Source organism: Variovorax sp. P4_B10, assembly GCF_056402375.1.
Map to the genome: position 1 here is coordinate 45,807 of NZ_JBFUHN010000039.1, position 17,010 is coordinate 62,816.

Annotated in this window: 15 protein-coding genes; all 15 read left to right on the top strand. The window is 65.3% G+C overall.

Annotated features, from left to right (window positions below; translation table 11 throughout):
* Positions 1–101 precede the first annotated feature (101 nt).
* Positions 102–1,331 carry a branched-chain amino acid ABC transporter substrate-binding protein gene (locus AC1DXX_RS18925; protein WP_478135742.1) on the top strand — a complete coding sequence of 410 codons (1,230 nt, stop codon included), beginning with the start codon at positions 102–104 and terminating at the stop codon, positions 1,329–1,331.
* 202 nt (positions 1,332–1,533) lie between these two features.
* Positions 1,534–2,778, top strand: coding sequence for a branched-chain amino acid ABC transporter substrate-binding protein (locus AC1DXX_RS18930; RefSeq protein WP_478135743.1), 1,245 nt, complete (start codon positions 1,534–1,536; stop codon positions 2,776–2,778).
* Positions 2,779–2,850: 72 nt separating this feature from the next.
* Positions 2,851–3,804 carry a branched-chain amino acid ABC transporter permease gene (locus AC1DXX_RS18935; RefSeq protein WP_478135744.1) on the top strand — a complete coding sequence of 318 codons (954 nt, stop codon included), beginning with the start codon at positions 2,851–2,853 and terminating at the stop codon, positions 3,802–3,804.
* A gap of 4 nt (positions 3,805–3,808) precedes the next feature.
* A complete protein-coding gene (locus tag AC1DXX_RS18940) occupies positions 3,809–5,113 on the top strand; it encodes a branched-chain amino acid ABC transporter permease (RefSeq protein ID WP_478135745.1) in 1,305 nt (434 codons plus the stop codon).
* A complete protein-coding gene (locus tag AC1DXX_RS18945) occupies positions 5,113–5,889 on the top strand; it encodes an ABC transporter ATP-binding protein (RefSeq protein ID WP_478135746.1) in 777 nt (258 codons plus the stop codon). The genes AC1DXX_RS18940 and AC1DXX_RS18945 overlap by 1 nt, the downstream gene beginning before the upstream one ends.
* Before the next feature lies 1 nt (position 5,890).
* Positions 5,891–6,586 (top strand): ABC transporter ATP-binding protein, encoded by a 696-nt coding sequence (locus AC1DXX_RS18950; RefSeq protein ID WP_478135747.1) that lies wholly within the window; start codon positions 5,891–5,893, stop codon positions 6,584–6,586.
* 150 nt (positions 6,587–6,736) lie between these two features.
* Complete coding sequence (locus AC1DXX_RS18955) at positions 6,737–8,842, top strand: 3-hydroxyacyl-CoA dehydrogenase NAD-binding domain-containing protein (RefSeq protein WP_478135748.1); 2,106 nt, start codon at positions 6,737–6,739, stop codon at positions 8,840–8,842.
* A gap of 25 nt (positions 8,843–8,867) precedes the next feature.
* On the top strand, positions 8,868–10,343 hold the full coding sequence (locus tag AC1DXX_RS18960) for a M20 family peptidase (protein ID WP_478135749.1): 1,476 nt from the start codon (positions 8,868–8,870) through the stop codon (positions 10,341–10,343).
* A 40-nt stretch (positions 10,344–10,383) separates the two neighbouring features.
* Complete coding sequence (locus AC1DXX_RS18965; protein WP_478135750.1) at positions 10,384–11,559, top strand: acetyl-CoA C-acyltransferase; 1,176 nt, start codon at positions 10,384–10,386, stop codon at positions 11,557–11,559.
* A gap of 2 nt (positions 11,560–11,561) precedes the next feature.
* Positions 11,562–12,020, top strand: a complete 459-nt coding sequence (locus tag AC1DXX_RS18970; RefSeq protein WP_478135751.1) for a PaaI family thioesterase — start codon at positions 11,562–11,564, stop codon at positions 12,018–12,020.
* Positions 12,017–13,933, top strand: a complete 1,917-nt coding sequence (locus AC1DXX_RS18975) for an acyl-CoA dehydrogenase (protein ID WP_478135752.1) — start codon at positions 12,017–12,019, stop codon at positions 13,931–13,933. The genes AC1DXX_RS18970 and AC1DXX_RS18975 overlap by 4 nt, the downstream gene beginning before the upstream one ends.
* Before the next feature lie 2 nt (positions 13,934–13,935).
* Entirely contained in the window at positions 13,936–14,172 is a 237-nt protein-coding gene (locus AC1DXX_RS18980) for a hypothetical protein (protein ID WP_478135753.1), read from the top strand.
* 16 nt (positions 14,173–14,188) lie between these two features.
* Positions 14,189–14,491 (top strand): Dabb family protein, encoded by a 303-nt coding sequence (locus tag AC1DXX_RS18985; RefSeq protein ID WP_478135754.1) that lies wholly within the window; start codon positions 14,189–14,191, stop codon positions 14,489–14,491.
* Entirely contained in the window at positions 14,481–15,878 is a 1,398-nt protein-coding gene (locus AC1DXX_RS18990) for a DUF2252 domain-containing protein (RefSeq protein ID WP_478135755.1), read from the top strand. Before AC1DXX_RS18985 ends, AC1DXX_RS18990 begins: the two co-directional genes overlap by 11 nt.
* A 52-nt stretch (positions 15,879–15,930) precedes the next feature.
* Entirely contained in the window at positions 15,931–16,725 is a 795-nt protein-coding gene (locus AC1DXX_RS18995; protein ID WP_478135756.1) for an SDR family oxidoreductase, read from the top strand.
* The last annotated feature ends 285 nt before the right edge of the window (positions 16,726–17,010 follow it).

The window sequence follows — 17,010 nt, forward strand, 5'->3', positions numbered from 1 at the left end:
AGGAAGGCTGCCTTCGCGGCCTTCCTTCCGGGCAATCCCTGTGCGGAGAAGAAAAGGGCACTTGTACGCTGGCATCCCGCCTTTCACTCAGGAGACTCTTCATGCAATTTGCTCTCAAGTCAGTCGCTGCTTGTGCCATGTTGGTGAGCGTGACCGCCGCCTTCGCCCAGAAGGGCGAGACGGTCAAGATCGCCTGGCTCGACCCGCTCTCCGGCCTGATGGCCGCGGTCGGCACCAACCAGCTCAAGACCACGCAGTTCCTGGCTGAAGAGTTCAACAAGAAGAACGCGTCAGGCGTGAAGTTCGAGATCATCGCCATCGACAACAAGCTCAGCCCGCAGGAAACCACCGCCGCGCTGCGCTCGGCCCAGGACCAGGGCGCGCGCTACATCACCCAGGGCAACGGCTCGGGCCCGGCGCTCGCGATCATCGACGCCATCGAGAAGAACAACGCGCGCAATCCCGGCAAGGAACTGCTTTACCTGAACTACGCGGCGGTCGATCCCGACCTCACCAACAGCAAGTGCAGCTACTGGCACTTCCGCCTCGACGCCGACACCTCCATGAAGATGGAAGCGCTGACCGCCTGGATGAAGGACCAGCCCGACATCAAGAAGGTCTACATCCTCGGCCAGAACTATGCGCACGGCGTGCAGGTGTCGAAGTTCGCCAAGGAAGACCTCAAGATCAAGCGCCCCGACATCCAGATCGTCGGCGACGACCTGCATCCGCTCGCGCAGGTGCGCGACTTCTCGCCCTACATCGCCAAGATCAAGGCCTCGGGCGCGGACACCGTCATTACCGGCAACTGGGGCTCCGACCTGTCGCTGCTCATCAAGGCGGCGAACGACTCGGGGCTGGACGTCAAGTTCCTGACGTACTACGCACCGGGCGCCGGCACGCCCACGGCCATGGGCGCCACCTCGGCCGGCAAGGTCTACACGGTGGCCTATGCCCACTACAACATGGGTGGCGAGATCCAGAAACTGCTTGCCGGCTACAAGAAGAAGATGAACGACGACCTGACGCAGTCCTCGATCTACCACACGTTCGCATTGCTCGATGCCGCTTTCGTTCAGACCAAATCGACCGATCCGGTCAAGGTCGCGGCCGCGCTGGAGGGCATGAAGATCAAGAGCTTCAACGGCGAGGTCGAGATGCGCAAGGCCGACCACCAGCTGCAGCAGGGCCTCTACATCTCCAGGTGGGAAAAGGCCAGCGCCAAGTACCCCTACGACGCCGAGAACACCGGCTACACGAATGTCCCCGTGAAGTATTACGAGTCGTATGTGGCGAGCACGCCGACGACCTGCCAGATGAAGCGCCCCTAGGCGTCTTTGTGAACGCATTTCCTACTCGGTGGTAGCAACGCTCTACCGGCGGGTAGCAATTGGAGAAATGCGCTGTCGCCTGCGCGATAGAAACGGGCCTTTGCGGCCACCCCCTTACGGGCATTCCCTGAGGGGAGGGGCTGCGAACGCTTGTACGCTCGTGCAAGGCTTTTTGATTCGGTTTGACCAGGAGAAATAGATCGTGAAGTTCGCTCTGAAAATCGCTACCGCAGCCATCCTTGCCGCCACTGCCACCGGTGCGCTGGCCCAGAAGGGTGAAACCGTCAAGATCGCATGGCTCGACCCGCTGTCGGGCCTGATGGCCGCGGTGGGCACCAACCAGCTCAAGACCTTCCAGTTCCTGGCCGAAGAATTCAACAAGAAGAACGTGGCCGGCGTGAAGTTCGAGGTCATCGGCATCGACAACAAGCTGAGCCCGCAGGAAACCACCAGCGCACTGCGCTCGGCCATGGACCAAGGCGCGCGCTACGTGGTGCAGGGCAACGGCTCCGGCCCGGCGCTCGCCATCATCGACGCGCTCGAAAAGCACAACGCGCGCAACCCCGGCAAGGAAGTGGTCTACATCAACTACGCCGCGGTCGACCCCGACCTCACCAACAGCAAGTGCAGCTACTGGCACTTCCGCCTCGATGCCGACACCTCCATGAAGATGGAAGCGCTGACCACCTTCATGAAGGACCAGGCCGACATCAAGAAGGTCTACCTGATCAACCAGAACTACGCGCACGGCCAGCAGGTCTCGAAGTTCGCGAAGGACAACCTCAAGGCAAAGCGCCCGGACATCGAGATCGTCGGCGACGACCTGCACCCGCTGGCCCAGGTGCGCGATTTCGCGCCCTACATCGCCAAGATCAAGGCCTCGGGCGCCGACACGGTCATCACCGGCAACTGGGGCTCCGACCTCGCGCTGCTCATCAAGTCAGCCAACGATTCGGGCCTGAACGTCAAGTTCTACACCTACTACGCCGTGACCAACGGCACGCCGACCGCCATGGGCGCGGCCTCGGATGGCAAGGTCTACCAGGTGAGCTACAGCCACTACAACGCGCCGGGTCCGGTCCAGCCGCTGATGGGCGAGTTCAAGAAGAAGTTCAACGACGACATGTACACCACCGACGTCTACACGGTGTACGCGATGCTGAGCGAAGCGTTCGTCCGCACCAAGTCGACCGATCCCGTGAAGGTGGCGGCCGCGATGGAAGGCATGAAGTTCAAGAGCTTCAACGGCGACGTCGAGATGCGCAAGGCCGACCACCAGCTGCAGCAGGGCCTGTGGATCACGCGCTGGCAGAAGGCCGACGCCAAGAACCCCTACAGCCCGGAAAACACCGGCTACACGCTGGCACCGGTGAAGTACTACGAGCCCTACGTCTCGAGCACCCCGACGACGTGCCAGATGAAGCGACCCGGCGCCGCGGCTTCCTGATCTCCGTCTAGCTGGTCGAGGCCCGACTTCAACACTCGGGCCTCTTTCTTTTTTCACGCATCCGAAGGACCGATGAACGTCGAATTTTTCGTCATCTCGCTGCTCAACGGCGTCAGCTACGGGCTGCTGTTGTTCATGCTGAGCTCTGGCCTTACGCTGATCTTCAGCATGATGGGCGTGCTCAACTTTGCGCACGCGAGCTTCTACATGCTCGGCGCCTACATCGCTTACACGCTGTCGGGCATCGTGGGCTTCTGGCCGGCGCTCTTTCTCGCGCCGCTGCTGGTGGGCCTGCTGGGCGCGGGCTTCGAGCGCTATAGCCTGCGCCGGGTCCACAAATTCGGCCACGTGCCCGAGCTGCTGGTGACCTTCGGTCTTTCCTACCTGATCCTCGAACTGGTGCAGCTGGCCTGGGGCCGCTCCACGGTGCCCTACGGCCTGCCGACGCAGCTGCAGGGGCCGCTGTTCTCGCTCTACGGCACGCAGTTTCCGAAGTCGCGCTCCTTCATCATGCTGGTGGCGGTGCTGATGCTGATCTCGGTCTGGCTGCTGCTCACGCGCACGCGCATCGGCCTCGTGATCCAGGCGGCGCTCAAGCATCCCGACATGGTCGAGGCGCTGGGCCACAACGTGCCGCGCGTCTTCATGCTGGTGTTCGGCGGCGGCGCCGCGCTCGCGGGCCTCGCGGGCGTGATCGGCGGCAACACCTACGTCACCGAACCCGCCATGGCCGGTTCGGTCGGCACCATCATCTTCGTGGTGGTGGTGGTCGGCGGCATGGGTTCGCTGGCCGGTGCTTTCCTCGCGTCGCTCTTGATCGGCATCATCCAGACCTTCGCGGTCGCCATGGACCAGTCGCTGGCCACCGGCCTGCAGGCGCTGGGCATGACGGTGACCGACCAGACCTTCGGCTACGAGCTGCTCAAGCTCACGATCTCGCAGGTCGCGCCGATCCTGCCGTACCTGTTCCTGGTGCTGATCCTCATCTTCCGGCCCAAGGGTCTTTTGGGCACGCGAGAGGACTGATGCCATGACAACGACCACAACGCAGTACTACCGCTTCAAGCCCTGGAACATCGGGCGATACCTGATCTGGATGCTGTTCGCCATCGTCCTGATCATCTCGCCGCTGCTGTTCAAGAGCAGCCTGGCGCTCACGATGCTCTCGCAGATGGGCTACCTCATCATCATCTGCCTGAGCTACAACATCCTGCTGGGGCAGGGCGGCATGCTGAGCTTCGGCCATGCGGTCTACGTCGGGCTCGGCTCGTTCCTTGCCATCCATGCGATGAACATGGGCAGCAAGGGTGGCCTGCAGATTCCGCTGGTGCTCATCCCGCTGGTGGGCGGCCTGGCCGGCATGTTCTTCGCGGTGCTGTTCGGCTTCGTCACCACGAAGAAGTCGGGCACCACCTTCGCGATGATCACCATGGGCATCGGCGAGCTCGTGGCCTCGATGGCGCTGATGTTCCCGAGCTTCTTTGGCGGCGAGGGCGGCATCACCACCGACCGCGTGTACGGCCCGACCTTCTTCGGCTTCAACTTCGGTTCGCAGATCCAGGTGTACTACCTGATCGCCGCCTACTGTTTTGTCTGCACCGCGCTGATGTATGCCTTCACCGGCACGCCGCTCGGACGCATGCTGAACGCGGTGCGCGACAACCCGGAGCGCGTCGAGTTCATCGGCTACAACACGCAGCGCGTGCGCTACTTCGCGTTCATCATCGCGGGCTTCTTCGCCGGCATCGGCGGCGGGCTGGCCTCGATCAACTTCGAGATCGTGAACGCGGCCGACAGCCTGAATGCGATCCGCTCGGGCGGCTACCTGCTGTTCACCTTCCTGGGTGGCGCGGTGTTCTTCTTCGGGCCGATCATCGGCGCGGTGCTGCTGGTGTTCGCGTCGATCCTGCTGTCGGAACTCTCCAAGGCCTGGCAGCTCTACTTCGGCCTGGTGTTCGTGTTCATGGTGATGTTCGCCCCCGGCGGCATCGCGAGCCTGATCATGATGAACCTGCGGGTCGCCAAGTTCGGCAAGTTCGACCGCTTCTGGCTGCTGTACCTTGCCATCGCGGTGGCGCTGGTTCCGGTGGTCATCGGCGCGGCTGCGCTGATCGAGATGATCTATCACATCCAACTCAATGCGGCGATGGGTCCGACGCTGAATTTCTTCGGCGTGGCGCTCGACACCGAGGGCGTGGGCAGCTGGCTCGGTGCCGCTGCGATCCTGGCCGTCGGCCTGGCCGCGCTGGAGGTGGCACGCCGCCGCTTCGTGCGGGTCTGGGGGCATGCGCAGGAAGAAATCGAAGCAGAAATCAAACGTCGGGAGGCGGCGTAATGAGCGCGCAACACGCACTGGAACTGAAGGCGCTGCGCAAGAATTTCGGCAAGACCGAGATCATCCGCGGCGTGGACCTAGCGGTGAACGCCGGTGAGCGCGTGGCCATCATCGGCCCGAACGGAGCGGGCAAGTCGACGCTGTTCAACCTGATCAGCGGACGCCTCACGCCCACCAGCGGGGAGGTGCTGCTGAACGGCGAGCGCATCGACGGCAAGAAGCCCTACGAGATCAACCGGCTGGGCCTGTCGCGCAGCTTCCAGATCACCAACATCTTCCCGAAGCTCAGCGTCTTCGAGAACCTGCGCTGCGGCGTGCTGTGGAGCCTGGGCTACAAGTACACCTTCCTGCGCTTTCTCTCGAACCTCGACGACGCCAACGAACGCACCGAAGAACTGGTTCGCCAGATCGGGCTGGAACGCAAGCGCGACGTGCATGCGGTCAACCTCACGTACGCCGAGCAGCGCGCACTGGAGATCGGCGTGACCATCGCAGGCGGCGCCGGCGTGATCTTGCTGGATGAGCCCACGGCCGGCATGAGCAAGACCGAGACCTCGCACTTCATCTCGCTCATCAAGCACGTCACGGTCGGCAAGACGCTGCTGACGGTGGAGCACGACATGGGCGTGGTCTTCGGGCTGGCCGACAAGATCGCGGTGGTGGTGTACGGCGAGGTCATCGCCTTCGACACGCCCGCTTCCGTTCGCGCCAATGCGCGGGTTCAAGAGGCGTATCTCGGGTCTTCGGTCGCCGATGCACAAGGGGCGGGACACTGACATGCTGAAGCTTCACGACATCCACGCCTACTACGGCAAGAGCCATGTGCTGCATGGCGTTTCCTTCAACGTCGGCCCCGGCGAGATCGTCGCGCTGCTGGGCCGCAACGGCTCGGGCCGCTCGACCACCGCCAAGGCCATCATGGGCCTGGCGCATGCCGAGGGCACGCTGCGCTGGAAGGACAAGGACATCCTGCGCAAGAAGGCCTACGAGATCGCCCACCTGGGCATCGGCTACGTGCCCGAGAACCGCGACATCTTCCCCAAGCTCACGGTGCACCAGAACCTGCTGCTGGGACAGAAGGGCGCCGGCAAGGGCAGCCGCTGGTCGTTCGACGACATGTACGGCATGTTTCCGCGCCTGAAGGAGCGCCAGCACACCGAAGCAGGCGTGCTCTCGGGCGGCGAGCAGCAGATGCTCACGCTGTGCCGAACGCTGATGGGCGACCCCGACCTGATCATCATCGACGAGCCTACCGAAGGCCTCGCGCCGAAGATCGTCGAGCTGGTCGGCCAGTACCTGAAGACGCTCAAGGACAAGGGCATCTCGGTGCTGCTGATCGAGCAGAAGCTCACCATTGCGATGCAGATTTCCGACCGCGCGCTGGTCATGGGCCACGGCAGCATCGTGTTCGACGGCACGCCCGACAGCCTGCGCGCCGACAACGCCACTCGCAAGGAATGGCTGGAAGTCTGACGAGTTTCCAGGATCCGGGCCATGCCCCGGATCCCCCTTGTCCCAACAGCGACTGCGTGCCATTGTGAGGCCACGCGAAACGCCTAGAATCCCTCGAAAAAGAACACTCGTGCTTTTTCTTCTTTTTCTTCACACACCAAGGAACGCAGCATGACGGCTGAATACAAAGTGCTCGGCGATGTCGCCGTGATCACACTGACCAACCCTCCGGTCAACGGTCTCGGTTTCTCGACCCGCATCGGCATCACCGATGGCCTGTCGAAAGCCAATGCCGACGACGCCGTCAAGGCCATCGTCATCACCGGCGCCGGCACGGCGTTCTCGGGCGGCGCGGACATCAAGGAGTTCGGCACGCCCAAGGCGCTGCAGGAGCCCAATCTGCTGAGCGTGATCCTCTCGCTCGAAGCGTCGGCCAAGCCCATCGTCGCGGCCATCCACTCGGTGTGCATGGGCGGCGGCCTGGAACTGGCGCTCGGCTGCCACTACCGCGTGGCCGCACCCGGCACCAGCGTGGCGCTGCCCGAAGTCAAGCTCGGCCTGCTGCCGGGCGCCGGCGGTACGCAGCGCCTGCCGCGCGTGCTCGGCGTGGAAACCGCCCTGAACATGATCGTGAGCGGCGAGCCCGTGAAGAGCGAGCTGCTCGCGAGCCTGCCGGGCCAGAAGCTGTTCGACAAGCTGGCCGCCTCGACCGAGTCGGTGTTCGAAGAAGCCGTGGCCTTCGCCAAGAGCGTGGCCGGCAAGACCGGTGAAGCACTGCCGCTGGTGCGCAACTTGCCATGCAAGCACCCGCAAGGCGATGCCTACTTCCAGTTCGCCAGAAACATGGTCGGCGGCATGTCCAAGAACTACCCGGCGCCGCTCAAGTGCGTCGATGCCGTGCAGGCCGCCACGAAGATGAAGTTCGACGAAGGCATGGCCGAAGAGCGCCGTCTCTTCACCGCGCTGATGTTCACGCCCGAATCGCTGGCGCTGCGCCACCTGTTCATGGCCGAGCGCGCCGCCTCCAAGATTCCCGACGTGCCCGAAGACACCGCCAAGCGCGAGATCAAGGCCGTGGGCGTGATCGGTGCCGGCACCATGGGCGGCGGCATCTCGATGAACTTCCTGAACGCGGGCATCCCCGTCAAGATTCTCGAGATGAAGCAGGAAGCGCTCGACCGCGGCGTTGCCACCATCAAGAAGAACTACGAAGCCCAGGTCAAGAAGGGCAAGCTCAAGCAGGACAAGTACGAGCAGCGCATGGCGCTCTTGAGCACCACGCTGAGCTACGACGACCTGAAGGACGCCGACCTGATCATCGAAGCGGTGTTCGAGGAAATCGGCGTCAAGGAAAAGGTGTTCAAGGAACTCGACCGCGTTGCCAAGAAGGGCGCGATCCTGGCCTCCAACACCTCGACGCTCGACGTCGACAAGATCGCCTCGTTCACCGAGCGTCCACAAGACGTGGTCGGCATGCACTTCTTCAGCCCGGCCAACGTGATGAAGCTGCTCGAAGTGGTGCGCGGCAAGGCCACCGCCAAGGACGTGCTCGCCACGGTCATGGCCATCGGCAAGAAGATCAAGAAGACCTCGGTGGTTTCGGGCGTGTGCGACGGCTTCATCGGCAACCGCATGATCGAGCAGTACAGCCGCCAGGCCGGTTTCCTGCTCGACGAAGGCGCGACGCCGCAGCAGGTCGACAAGGCCGTCGAGAAGTTCGGCTTTGCCATGGGCCCATTCCGCATGGGCGACCTGGCCGGCAACGACATCGGCTGGGCGATCCGCAAGCGCCGCGCCACCGAGCGCGCCGACATGAAGTACAGCCGCACGGCCGACAAGCTCTGCGAACTGGGCCGCTTCGGCCAGAAGACGGGGGCAGGGTGGTACGACTACCAGGCCGGCAAGCGCGATGCGATTCCTTCGGAACTCGTCAACAAGATGATCGAGGACCACCGCAAGGAACTGGGCATCACGCCACGCAAGATTTCCGATGAAGAGATCGTGCAGCGCCTGGTGTATGCCCTCGTCAACGAAGGCGCGCACATCCTGGAAGACGGCATTGCCTCGAAGTCGGGCGACATCGACATGGTCTACCTCACCGGCTACGGCTTCCCCATCTGGCGCGGCGGCCCGATGCACTACGCATCGCAAGTCGGCCTGTACAACGTGGCCGAATCGATGAAGCGCTTTGCCAAGAACCCGCGCGACGACGCCGAGTTCTGGCAGCCCGCGCCGCTGATCCAGAAGCTGGTTGCCGAAGGCAAGTCCTTCAGCTGAGCCTGAACGGGGATCAAGACCGCCCATGTTGAAACGCATCTTCCTCGGGCTGCTGCTGGTGCTCCTGGCACTGGTGGCGGCCGTGGCGGTCAAGACCTGGACCACGCCATCGCAGCAGCTGGCGGTGGCGCCTGCACCGAAGCTCGACATCGACGTGCAGGCCGCTGCCAAACGGCTGTCCACGGCGATCACGTTCCGCACGGTGTCGGGCCTCGACGACCCGGCCGCCAACGCGGCCGAGTTCGACAAGCTGCACGCCTACCTCGAACAGCAGTACCCCAGGGTCCACGCCACCCTCAAGAAGGAAGTGGTCGGCAACAAGGCGCTGCTCTACACGTGGACCGGCACCGACCCGAAGGCCAAGCCCATCGCGCTGATGGCGCACCAGGACATGGTGCCCATCGCCCCGGGCACCGAGAAGGCCTGGACGGTCGACCCCTTCGCCGGCGAGATCAAGGACGGTTTCGTCTGGGGCCGCGGCACGCTCGACAACAAGAGCAACCTGTTCGCGCAGATGGAAGCCATCGAGCTGCTGATCGGCAGCGGTTTCCAGCCCAGGCAGACCGTCTACCTCGTGATGGGCGACGACGAAGAAGTGAGCGGCCTGCGCGGCGCGCTGCCCATCGCCGAACTGCTCAAGTCGCGCAACGTGCGCCTCGACTGGGTGCTCGACGAGGGCCTGCTGGTGCTCGACGGCGTGCTGCCCGGCCTTTCGAAGCCCGCGGCGCTCATCGGCCTGGCCGAGAAGGGCTACGGCACCTTCTTCCTGTCGCTCGACACGGCCCCCGGCCATTCGTCGATGCCGCCGCAGCACAGCGCCATCGGCAGCATGAGCGCGGCGCTCGCTCGGCTCGAAGCCAACCCGATGCCCGGCGGCATCAAGGGCGTGGCCGGCCAGATGTTCGGCGCGCTCGCACCCGAGATGAGCGGCGTCAACCGTGTGATGCTCTCCAACCTGTGGCTCACCGAGCCGCTGGTGCGCGGCCAGCTCGAAAAGAGCCCGAGCAGCAACGCCATGCTGCGCACGACCACCGCGCTCACCATCGTGCGCGCCGGCAACAAGGACAACGTGCTGCCCGGCCGCGCCGAGGCGGCCGTCAACTTCCGCATCCTGCCGGGCGACACCATCGACAGCGTCGAGGCACACCTGCGCAAGAGCCTGGGCAACGACGAGATCAAGATCAAGCGCTACCCCGGCAATTCGGAGCCGTCGCCCGTGTCGCCGACCGACAGCACCGGCTACCGCGCAATCCAGCAGGCCGTGCGCCAGACCTTTCCGGATGCCGTGGTAGCCCCGGGCCTCATGACCGCCGCCACCGACTCGCGCCACTTCAGCCTCGTGAGCGACGCCGTCTTCCGCTTCTCGCCGTTCCGCGTGAAAGGCGAAGACCTGGCGCGTTTCCACGGCAACAACGAGCGCCTCGCCATCTCCAACTACGGCGAGATGATCGGCTTCTATCACCAGCTCCTGCGCAACACCAACGCTGCGCCGGCGCAATGACGACCCACCTCTTTCCCTTCCATCTTCAAAGGACCTCATCATGACCAGCGCCGTCATTGTTTCCACCGCCCGCACGCCGCTCGCGAAGAGCTGGAAGGGTGCCTTCAACATGACGCACGGCGCCACGCTCGGCGGCCACGCCGTGCAGCACGCGATCTCGCGCGCCGGCATCGATGCGGCCGAAGTCGATGACGTGATCATGGGTTGCGCCACGCCCGAAGGCGCCACCGGCTCCAACATCGCACGCCAGATCGCGCTGCGCGCCGGCTGCCCCGTCACCACCTCGGGCATGACGATCAACCGCTTCTGTTCCTCCGGCCTGCAGACCATCGCCACCGCCGCGCAGCGCATCATCGCGGGCGAGGGCGACGTGTACGTGGCCGGCGGCGTCGAGAGCATCTCGTGCGTCCAGAACGAAGCCAACAAGCACATGCTGGCCGACCCCTGGCTCGTGAAGCACAAGCCCGAGATCTACTGGAACATGCTGCAGACGGCCGAGCAGGTCGCCAAGCGCTACAACATCGGCCGCGACGCCATGGACGAATACGGCGCCGCGAGCCAGCAAAAGGCCACCGCCGCTCTCGAGGCCGGCCGCTTCAAGGAAGAAATCGCACCGATTACCGTGCTGGCCGGCGTGGCCGATCCGGTGATGGGCCTGCGCACCAAGGAAGTCACCGTCGAGAACGACGAAGGCATCCGCGCCGGCACCACCAAGGAAGGCATCAGCGGCATCCGCTCGGCGATGCCCGGCGGCCTGATTTCGGCCGGCAACGCCAGCCAGTTCTCCGACGGCGGCGGCGCCTGCGTGGTGGTCGACGAGAAGTACGCGCAGCAAAAGGGCCTGAAGCCGCTCGGCCGCTTCCTCGGCTTTGCCGTGGCCGGCTGCGAGCCCGACGAAATGGGCATCGGCCCGGTCTTCGCGATTCCGAAGGTGCTCAAGCGCCTGGGCCTCACGGTCAACGACATCGACCTGTGGGAACTCAACGAAGCCTTCGCCGTGCAGGTGATCTACTGCCGCGACAAGCTCGGCATCCCGGGCGACCGCCTGAACGTGGATGGTGGTGCCATCGCGGTGGGCCACCCCTACGGCGTGAGCGGCCAGCGCCTGACGGGCCACGCGCTCATCGAAGGCAAGCGTCGCGGCGCGAAGAAGGTGCTGGTCACGATGTGCATCGGCGGCGGCATGGGCGCTGCGGGCGTCTTCGAGGTCTTGTAACCATGTCGGGCGGCGACACCCAGGTCTCGCCCGAAGCCTTCCTGGCGATGGGGCGGGGCGTTCTGGCCTCGCAACCCTTCAGCGTGCTGATCGGCGCCGAGATGCATGCGCTCTCGTCGGGAATTGTCGACCTCCAGGTTCCGCTGACCGCGCAGCTCAAGCAGCAGAACGGCTTCGCCCATGGCGGCGTCGTCAGCTACCTGGCCGACAACGCGCTGACCTTTGCCGGCGGCACCGCAATGCGCGTGCCGGTGGTGACTTCCGAATTCAAGATCAACTATGTGCGGCCCGCCATCGGCGATCGCCTGATCGCGCGCGCCAAGGCCGTGCATGTCGGCAGTTCGCAGGCCGTCTGCACCTGCGAGATCTTCGCGGTGGCCGACGGCGTCGAGAAGCTCTGCGCACTGGCACAGGGAACCATCGCGAAACTGCCCGACCCTTCTTCCAAGAGACCGACATGAGCCTGCGTCCCACCCTCGATTTCCTGCTCTACGACTGGCTCGATGCCGAGTCGCTCAACCAGAGCGAGCGCTTCGCCGACCACTCGCGCGAAACCTTCGACGCGGTGCTCGACACCTGCGAGCGCATCGCCCGCGAGAAGTACGCGCCGTTCAACCGCACGGTCGACATGCAGGAGCCGCATTTCGACGGCGAGAAGGTCATCCTGCCGCAGGCCACGCACGACGCGCACAAGGCCTTCGTCGAATCGGGAATGATGAGCGCGGCGCAGGACTACGACATCGGCGGCATGCAGCTGCCTTACACGCTGCAGGCTGCGGCCAACAGCTTCTTCGCCATGGCCTCGGTGAGCATCGGCTCGAACATGCTCACGAGCGGCAACGCCAACCTGCTGATGGTGCACGGCACCGAGATGCAGAAAGAGGTGTTCGCGAAGAACGAGTTCTCGGGCCGCTGGGCCGGCACCATGTGCCTGTCGGAGCCGCAGGCCGGCTCGTCGCTGAGCGACGTGGCCACGCGCGCGGTGCCCGATGGCGCCGATTTCCAGGACGATCCGCTCGGCCCACGCTTTCGGCTCACCGGCAACAAGATGTGGATCTCGGCCGGCGACCATGAGCTGACCGAGAACATCGTGCACATCGTGCTCGCCAAGATCCCCGACGAGAACGGCAAGCTGGTGGCGGGCACGCGCGGCATCTCGCTGTTCATCGTGCCAAAGTGGCTGGTGAATGTGGAGAACCCTCACCCCGGCCCTCTCCCGCAAGCGGGAGAGGGGGAGGCTGGCAGCGTGAAGGTCACGCTGGGCAGCAGGAACGACGTGGCGCTCGCGGGCCTGAACCACAAGCTCGGCTGGCGCGGCACCACCAACACGCTGCTGAATTTCGGCGAGGGCAAGTACCCGGTCGGCGGCAAGGCGGGCGCGGTGGGCTACCTCGTCGGCGCGCCCGGCAAGGGCCTGCACTGCATGTTCCACATGATGAACGAGGCGCGCATCGGCGTCGGCACGGCCGCCACCATGTTGGGTATGGCGGGCTACCATGCCTCGCTCGAGTATGCGAAGAGCCGGCCGCAGGGCCGCCTCGTGAAGAAGCCCGAGGCCGGCGCCAGTACCGGTACCCAGGTCGCGAAGGACTCGGCCAGCCCGCAGGTCCGCATCATCGAGCACGCCGACGTGCGCCGTATGCTGCTTGCGCAGAAGGCGTACTGCGAAGGCGCGCTGGCACTGGAGCTGTACTGCGCCCGGCTGGTCGACGTGCAGAAGACCGGCGACGCACAGGCCGCCGACGACGCGCGCCTGCTGCTCGAAGTGCTCACGCCCATCGCCAAGAGCTGGCCCAGCGAGTGGTGCCTTGAAGCCAATTCGCTCGCGATCCAGGTGCACGGCGGCTACGGCTACACGCGCGATTTCCCGGTCGAGCAGTACTGGCGCGACAACCGCCTGAACATGATCCACGAGGGCACGCACGGTATCCAGGCGGCCGACTTGCTGGGCCGCAAGGTGCTGATGGAAAAGGGCCGGGGCCTGCAACTGCTGGCCGGCCGCATCACCGACACCATCGGCCGCACGGCCAAGGTGCCCGCGCTGGCAGTGCATGCCAAGGCGCTGGGGGCCGCGCTGCAGCGCATCGGCAGTGCGACCGAGGCCGCCTGGTCCACCGGCGACCCGGCCGACGCGCTGGCCAACGCCGTGCCCTACATGCAGGCTTTCGGTCACACCGTGCTGGCCTGGATCTGGCTGGACGTCGCGCGGCGTGCGCTGGAAATCGACGCGGAAAAGGCGAGGGCGGTAACAGCTGGCAAGATAGGCGCGACGGACTACTTCTTCCACTACGAGCTGCCGAAAATCGGTGCATGGCTCAATGTGGTCGAGAGCCGCGACTCGACCTGTACAGCTTTGCCCGAGGACGCTTTTTGACAATGGCCAACGCCGCTCCCAACAACACCCCCAACCCTGCCAAGCCCCCGAAGCCGCACGCCCGGCTCGAGAAGTGGATCTGGATCCTGATCTACGGCGGCCTGTTCCTCGTGATCCTGGGCATTTCCACCGGCCGCACCGACGCCACGCTCGGCTGGGCGATCGCCGTACCTGGCGGCCTGATCGCCCTGGTGGGCTTCGTGCTCATCTACGTGCGTTCCCGCCTCAACGACAAGTAAGGAAGAAGGCCGCGCCATGCTCAAGCACATCGTGATGTGGAAGTTCAAGGACCATGCCGAAGGCGCCGACAAGGCGACCAACCTTCTCAAGGCCAAGGCACTGCTCGACGCCTGCGCGAAGCTGTCGCCCGGCACGCACCGCTTCGAGGTGGCCATTGCCCAGCCCGGGCTCGAAGCCACCTACGACCTGATCCTGAACTCGGAATTCACCGACGCGGCCGCGCTGGCGGCCTATGCCGACCACCCGCAGCACGTCGCGCTGAAGCCCTTCATCGGTGCCGTGCGCGAAGCGCGGCAGTGCATGGACTATGAAATCTGAACCCCGCGCGCCCGACGCCAAGGCCACCCCGGCCGATCGGCGGGCGTTCGGCCGCGCACAGCGCACGCGCTTTCCGCTCGACCAGTGGGCGCAGGCGCCCGAGCCCGATGCGGCAGGCCGCAGCCCGCTCGGATGGCTGAAGGCGTCCAACCGCGGGCGGGTGCCCGAGCTGGTGCCGGTGCGCCACGGCCGCATGCTGGCCACCCCGTTCACCTTCTATCGCGGTGCCGCCAGCCTGATGGCGAACGACCTGGCCCGGCTGCCGCACAGCGGCATCGCGACACAGCTGTGCGGCGACGCGCACCTCGCGAACTTCGGCTTCTTCGCCAGCCCCGAGCGCTCGCTGGTCTTCGACATCAACGACTTCGACGAAACCCTGCAGGGTCCCTTCGACTGGGACGTGCGCCGGCTCGCCACCTCGTTCGTCGTGGCCGCACGCGATCTCGGCTTCAAGCCGCGCGCCGGGCGCGACGCGGTGCGCCAGCTGGCCGAGGCGTACCGTGACCGCATGCGCCGCTTTGCGCGGATGGACACGCTGGATGCCTGGTACGCGCGCCTCACGTCGCAAACCCTGCTGAAGCTCGGTGCCGAGGACGCGACCGAGCTCGCGGTCATCAAGAAGGCCCGGCGCAGCACCTCGCGCGTGTTCGCGGAAGGGGCGACCAAGATCGTCAAGGGCCGCCTGATGATGCGCGAACAGCCGCCGTTCGTGTACCACGACGCCAAGGCCACGGAACGCGAGATCCGCCGTTTTCGCGCCGGGCTGCCGGCCTTCCTGGCGCAATACCGCGCCAGCCTGCCGCCCGAGCGCCAGCGGCTGTTCGACCGCTACGAGCTGCATGACGTCACGGTGCTCACGCCTGGCGTCGGCTCGGTGGGCCGGCGCTGCTTCCTGCTGTTGCTGGTGGCCGATCAGGTCCATCCGCTGTTCCTCCAGTGCAAGGAAGCCGGCGAATCGGTGCTCGAAGCCCACCTGGGCCCGGCGCCGGGTTCGGGCTCTCCGGGCCAGCGCGTGGTGCAGGGGCAGCGGTTGGCACAGGCCGCCAGCGACGTTTTCCTCGGCTGGGCCGAGGCGCCGGGCGGACGCGGCTTCTATGTGCGCCAGCTGCGCGACATGAAGGCTTCCTACAAGCTCGAAGACTTCAAGCCCGTCGACCTCGTCGAGTTTGCCGAAGCCTGCGGCTACAGCCTGGCGCGTGCGCATGCCAAGGGCGGCGACGCCTGGGCCATCGCCGGCTACCTCGGGCGCTCCAAGACATTCAACACCGCGCTCGCAGACTTTGCCGAGGCCTACGCCGACGTCAACCAGGCCGACTGGCGCCAGCTGAAAAAAGCGGTGGCGTCGGGCAATTTCGCCGCCGTCAAGGCCATCAGCGACGCCTCGTAGCGGCGGTAGACCGCGAATCCTTCTTCTTTCACATGTTCCGGAGACAACAGACATGACCCCCCGCACCACCCAGCAACTCTTCGACCTCACCGGCAAGACGGCCCTCATCACCGGCGGCTCGCGCGGCCTGGGCCTGCAGATGGCCCATGCGCTCGGCGAAGCCGGCGCGAAGATCATGCTGAGTTCGCGCAAGGCCGACGACCTGGAGCAGGCCGCCGCCGAACTGCAGTCCGCCGGCATCGACGCGCGCTGGATCGCCGCTGACTGCTCGAAGGAAGAAGACACCCGCCGCCTGGCCGACGAGACGCTGCAGCGCATGGGCGCGGTCGACATCCTGATCAACAACGCCGGCGCCAGCTGGGGTTCGCCGGCCGAGAGCCACCCGGTCGAAGCCTGGGACAAGGTGATGAACCTCAACGTGCGCGGGTACTTCATCCTGTCGCAACAGATCGCCAACGGCTACATGATTCCGAAGAAGACGGGCCGCATCATCAACATCGCCTCGATCGCCGGGCTGAACGGCAACCCGCCCGAGATGCAGACGCTGGCCTACAACACCTCGAAGACCGCGGTGATCGGCTTCACGCGCACGCTCGCGGCCGAATGGGGCAAGTACAACATCAACGTGAACGCGATCTGCCCGGGCTTCTTCATGACGAAGATGGCGGCCGGCCTGATCAAGTCGCTGGGCGAGGACAAGATGGCCTCCCACGCGCCGCTCGGCCGTCTTGGCGACGAAGAAGACCTCAAGGGGATCACGCTGCTGTATGCGAGCGATGCCGGCAAGCACATCACCGGCCAGTGGCTGGCTGTGGATGGCGGCGTGAGTGTGGTGCTCGGGGCCTAGATGACGCCTTTGTTTGTTCGTGTTGCGGGGTGTTCAGGGCGCGATCGCGCCGACGGTGTGCTCTGCTCCGCGAATGTCCCCCGGCGCGGCCTAGGGCCGCAGGCCTCCTCCTTTATTTCGCTGCGCAGAGCACACCATCGGCGTGATCGCTCAGCGCCGCGGTTGATCGGCCAGCACAACGACCGCGCCCATCGTGCACAGGGCACCGGGTGCTCCCCGCAGCGAAATAAAGGAGGAGCGAAGCGGGGGACATTCGCGGAGGGGAGCACCCGGTGTCCTGTGCAC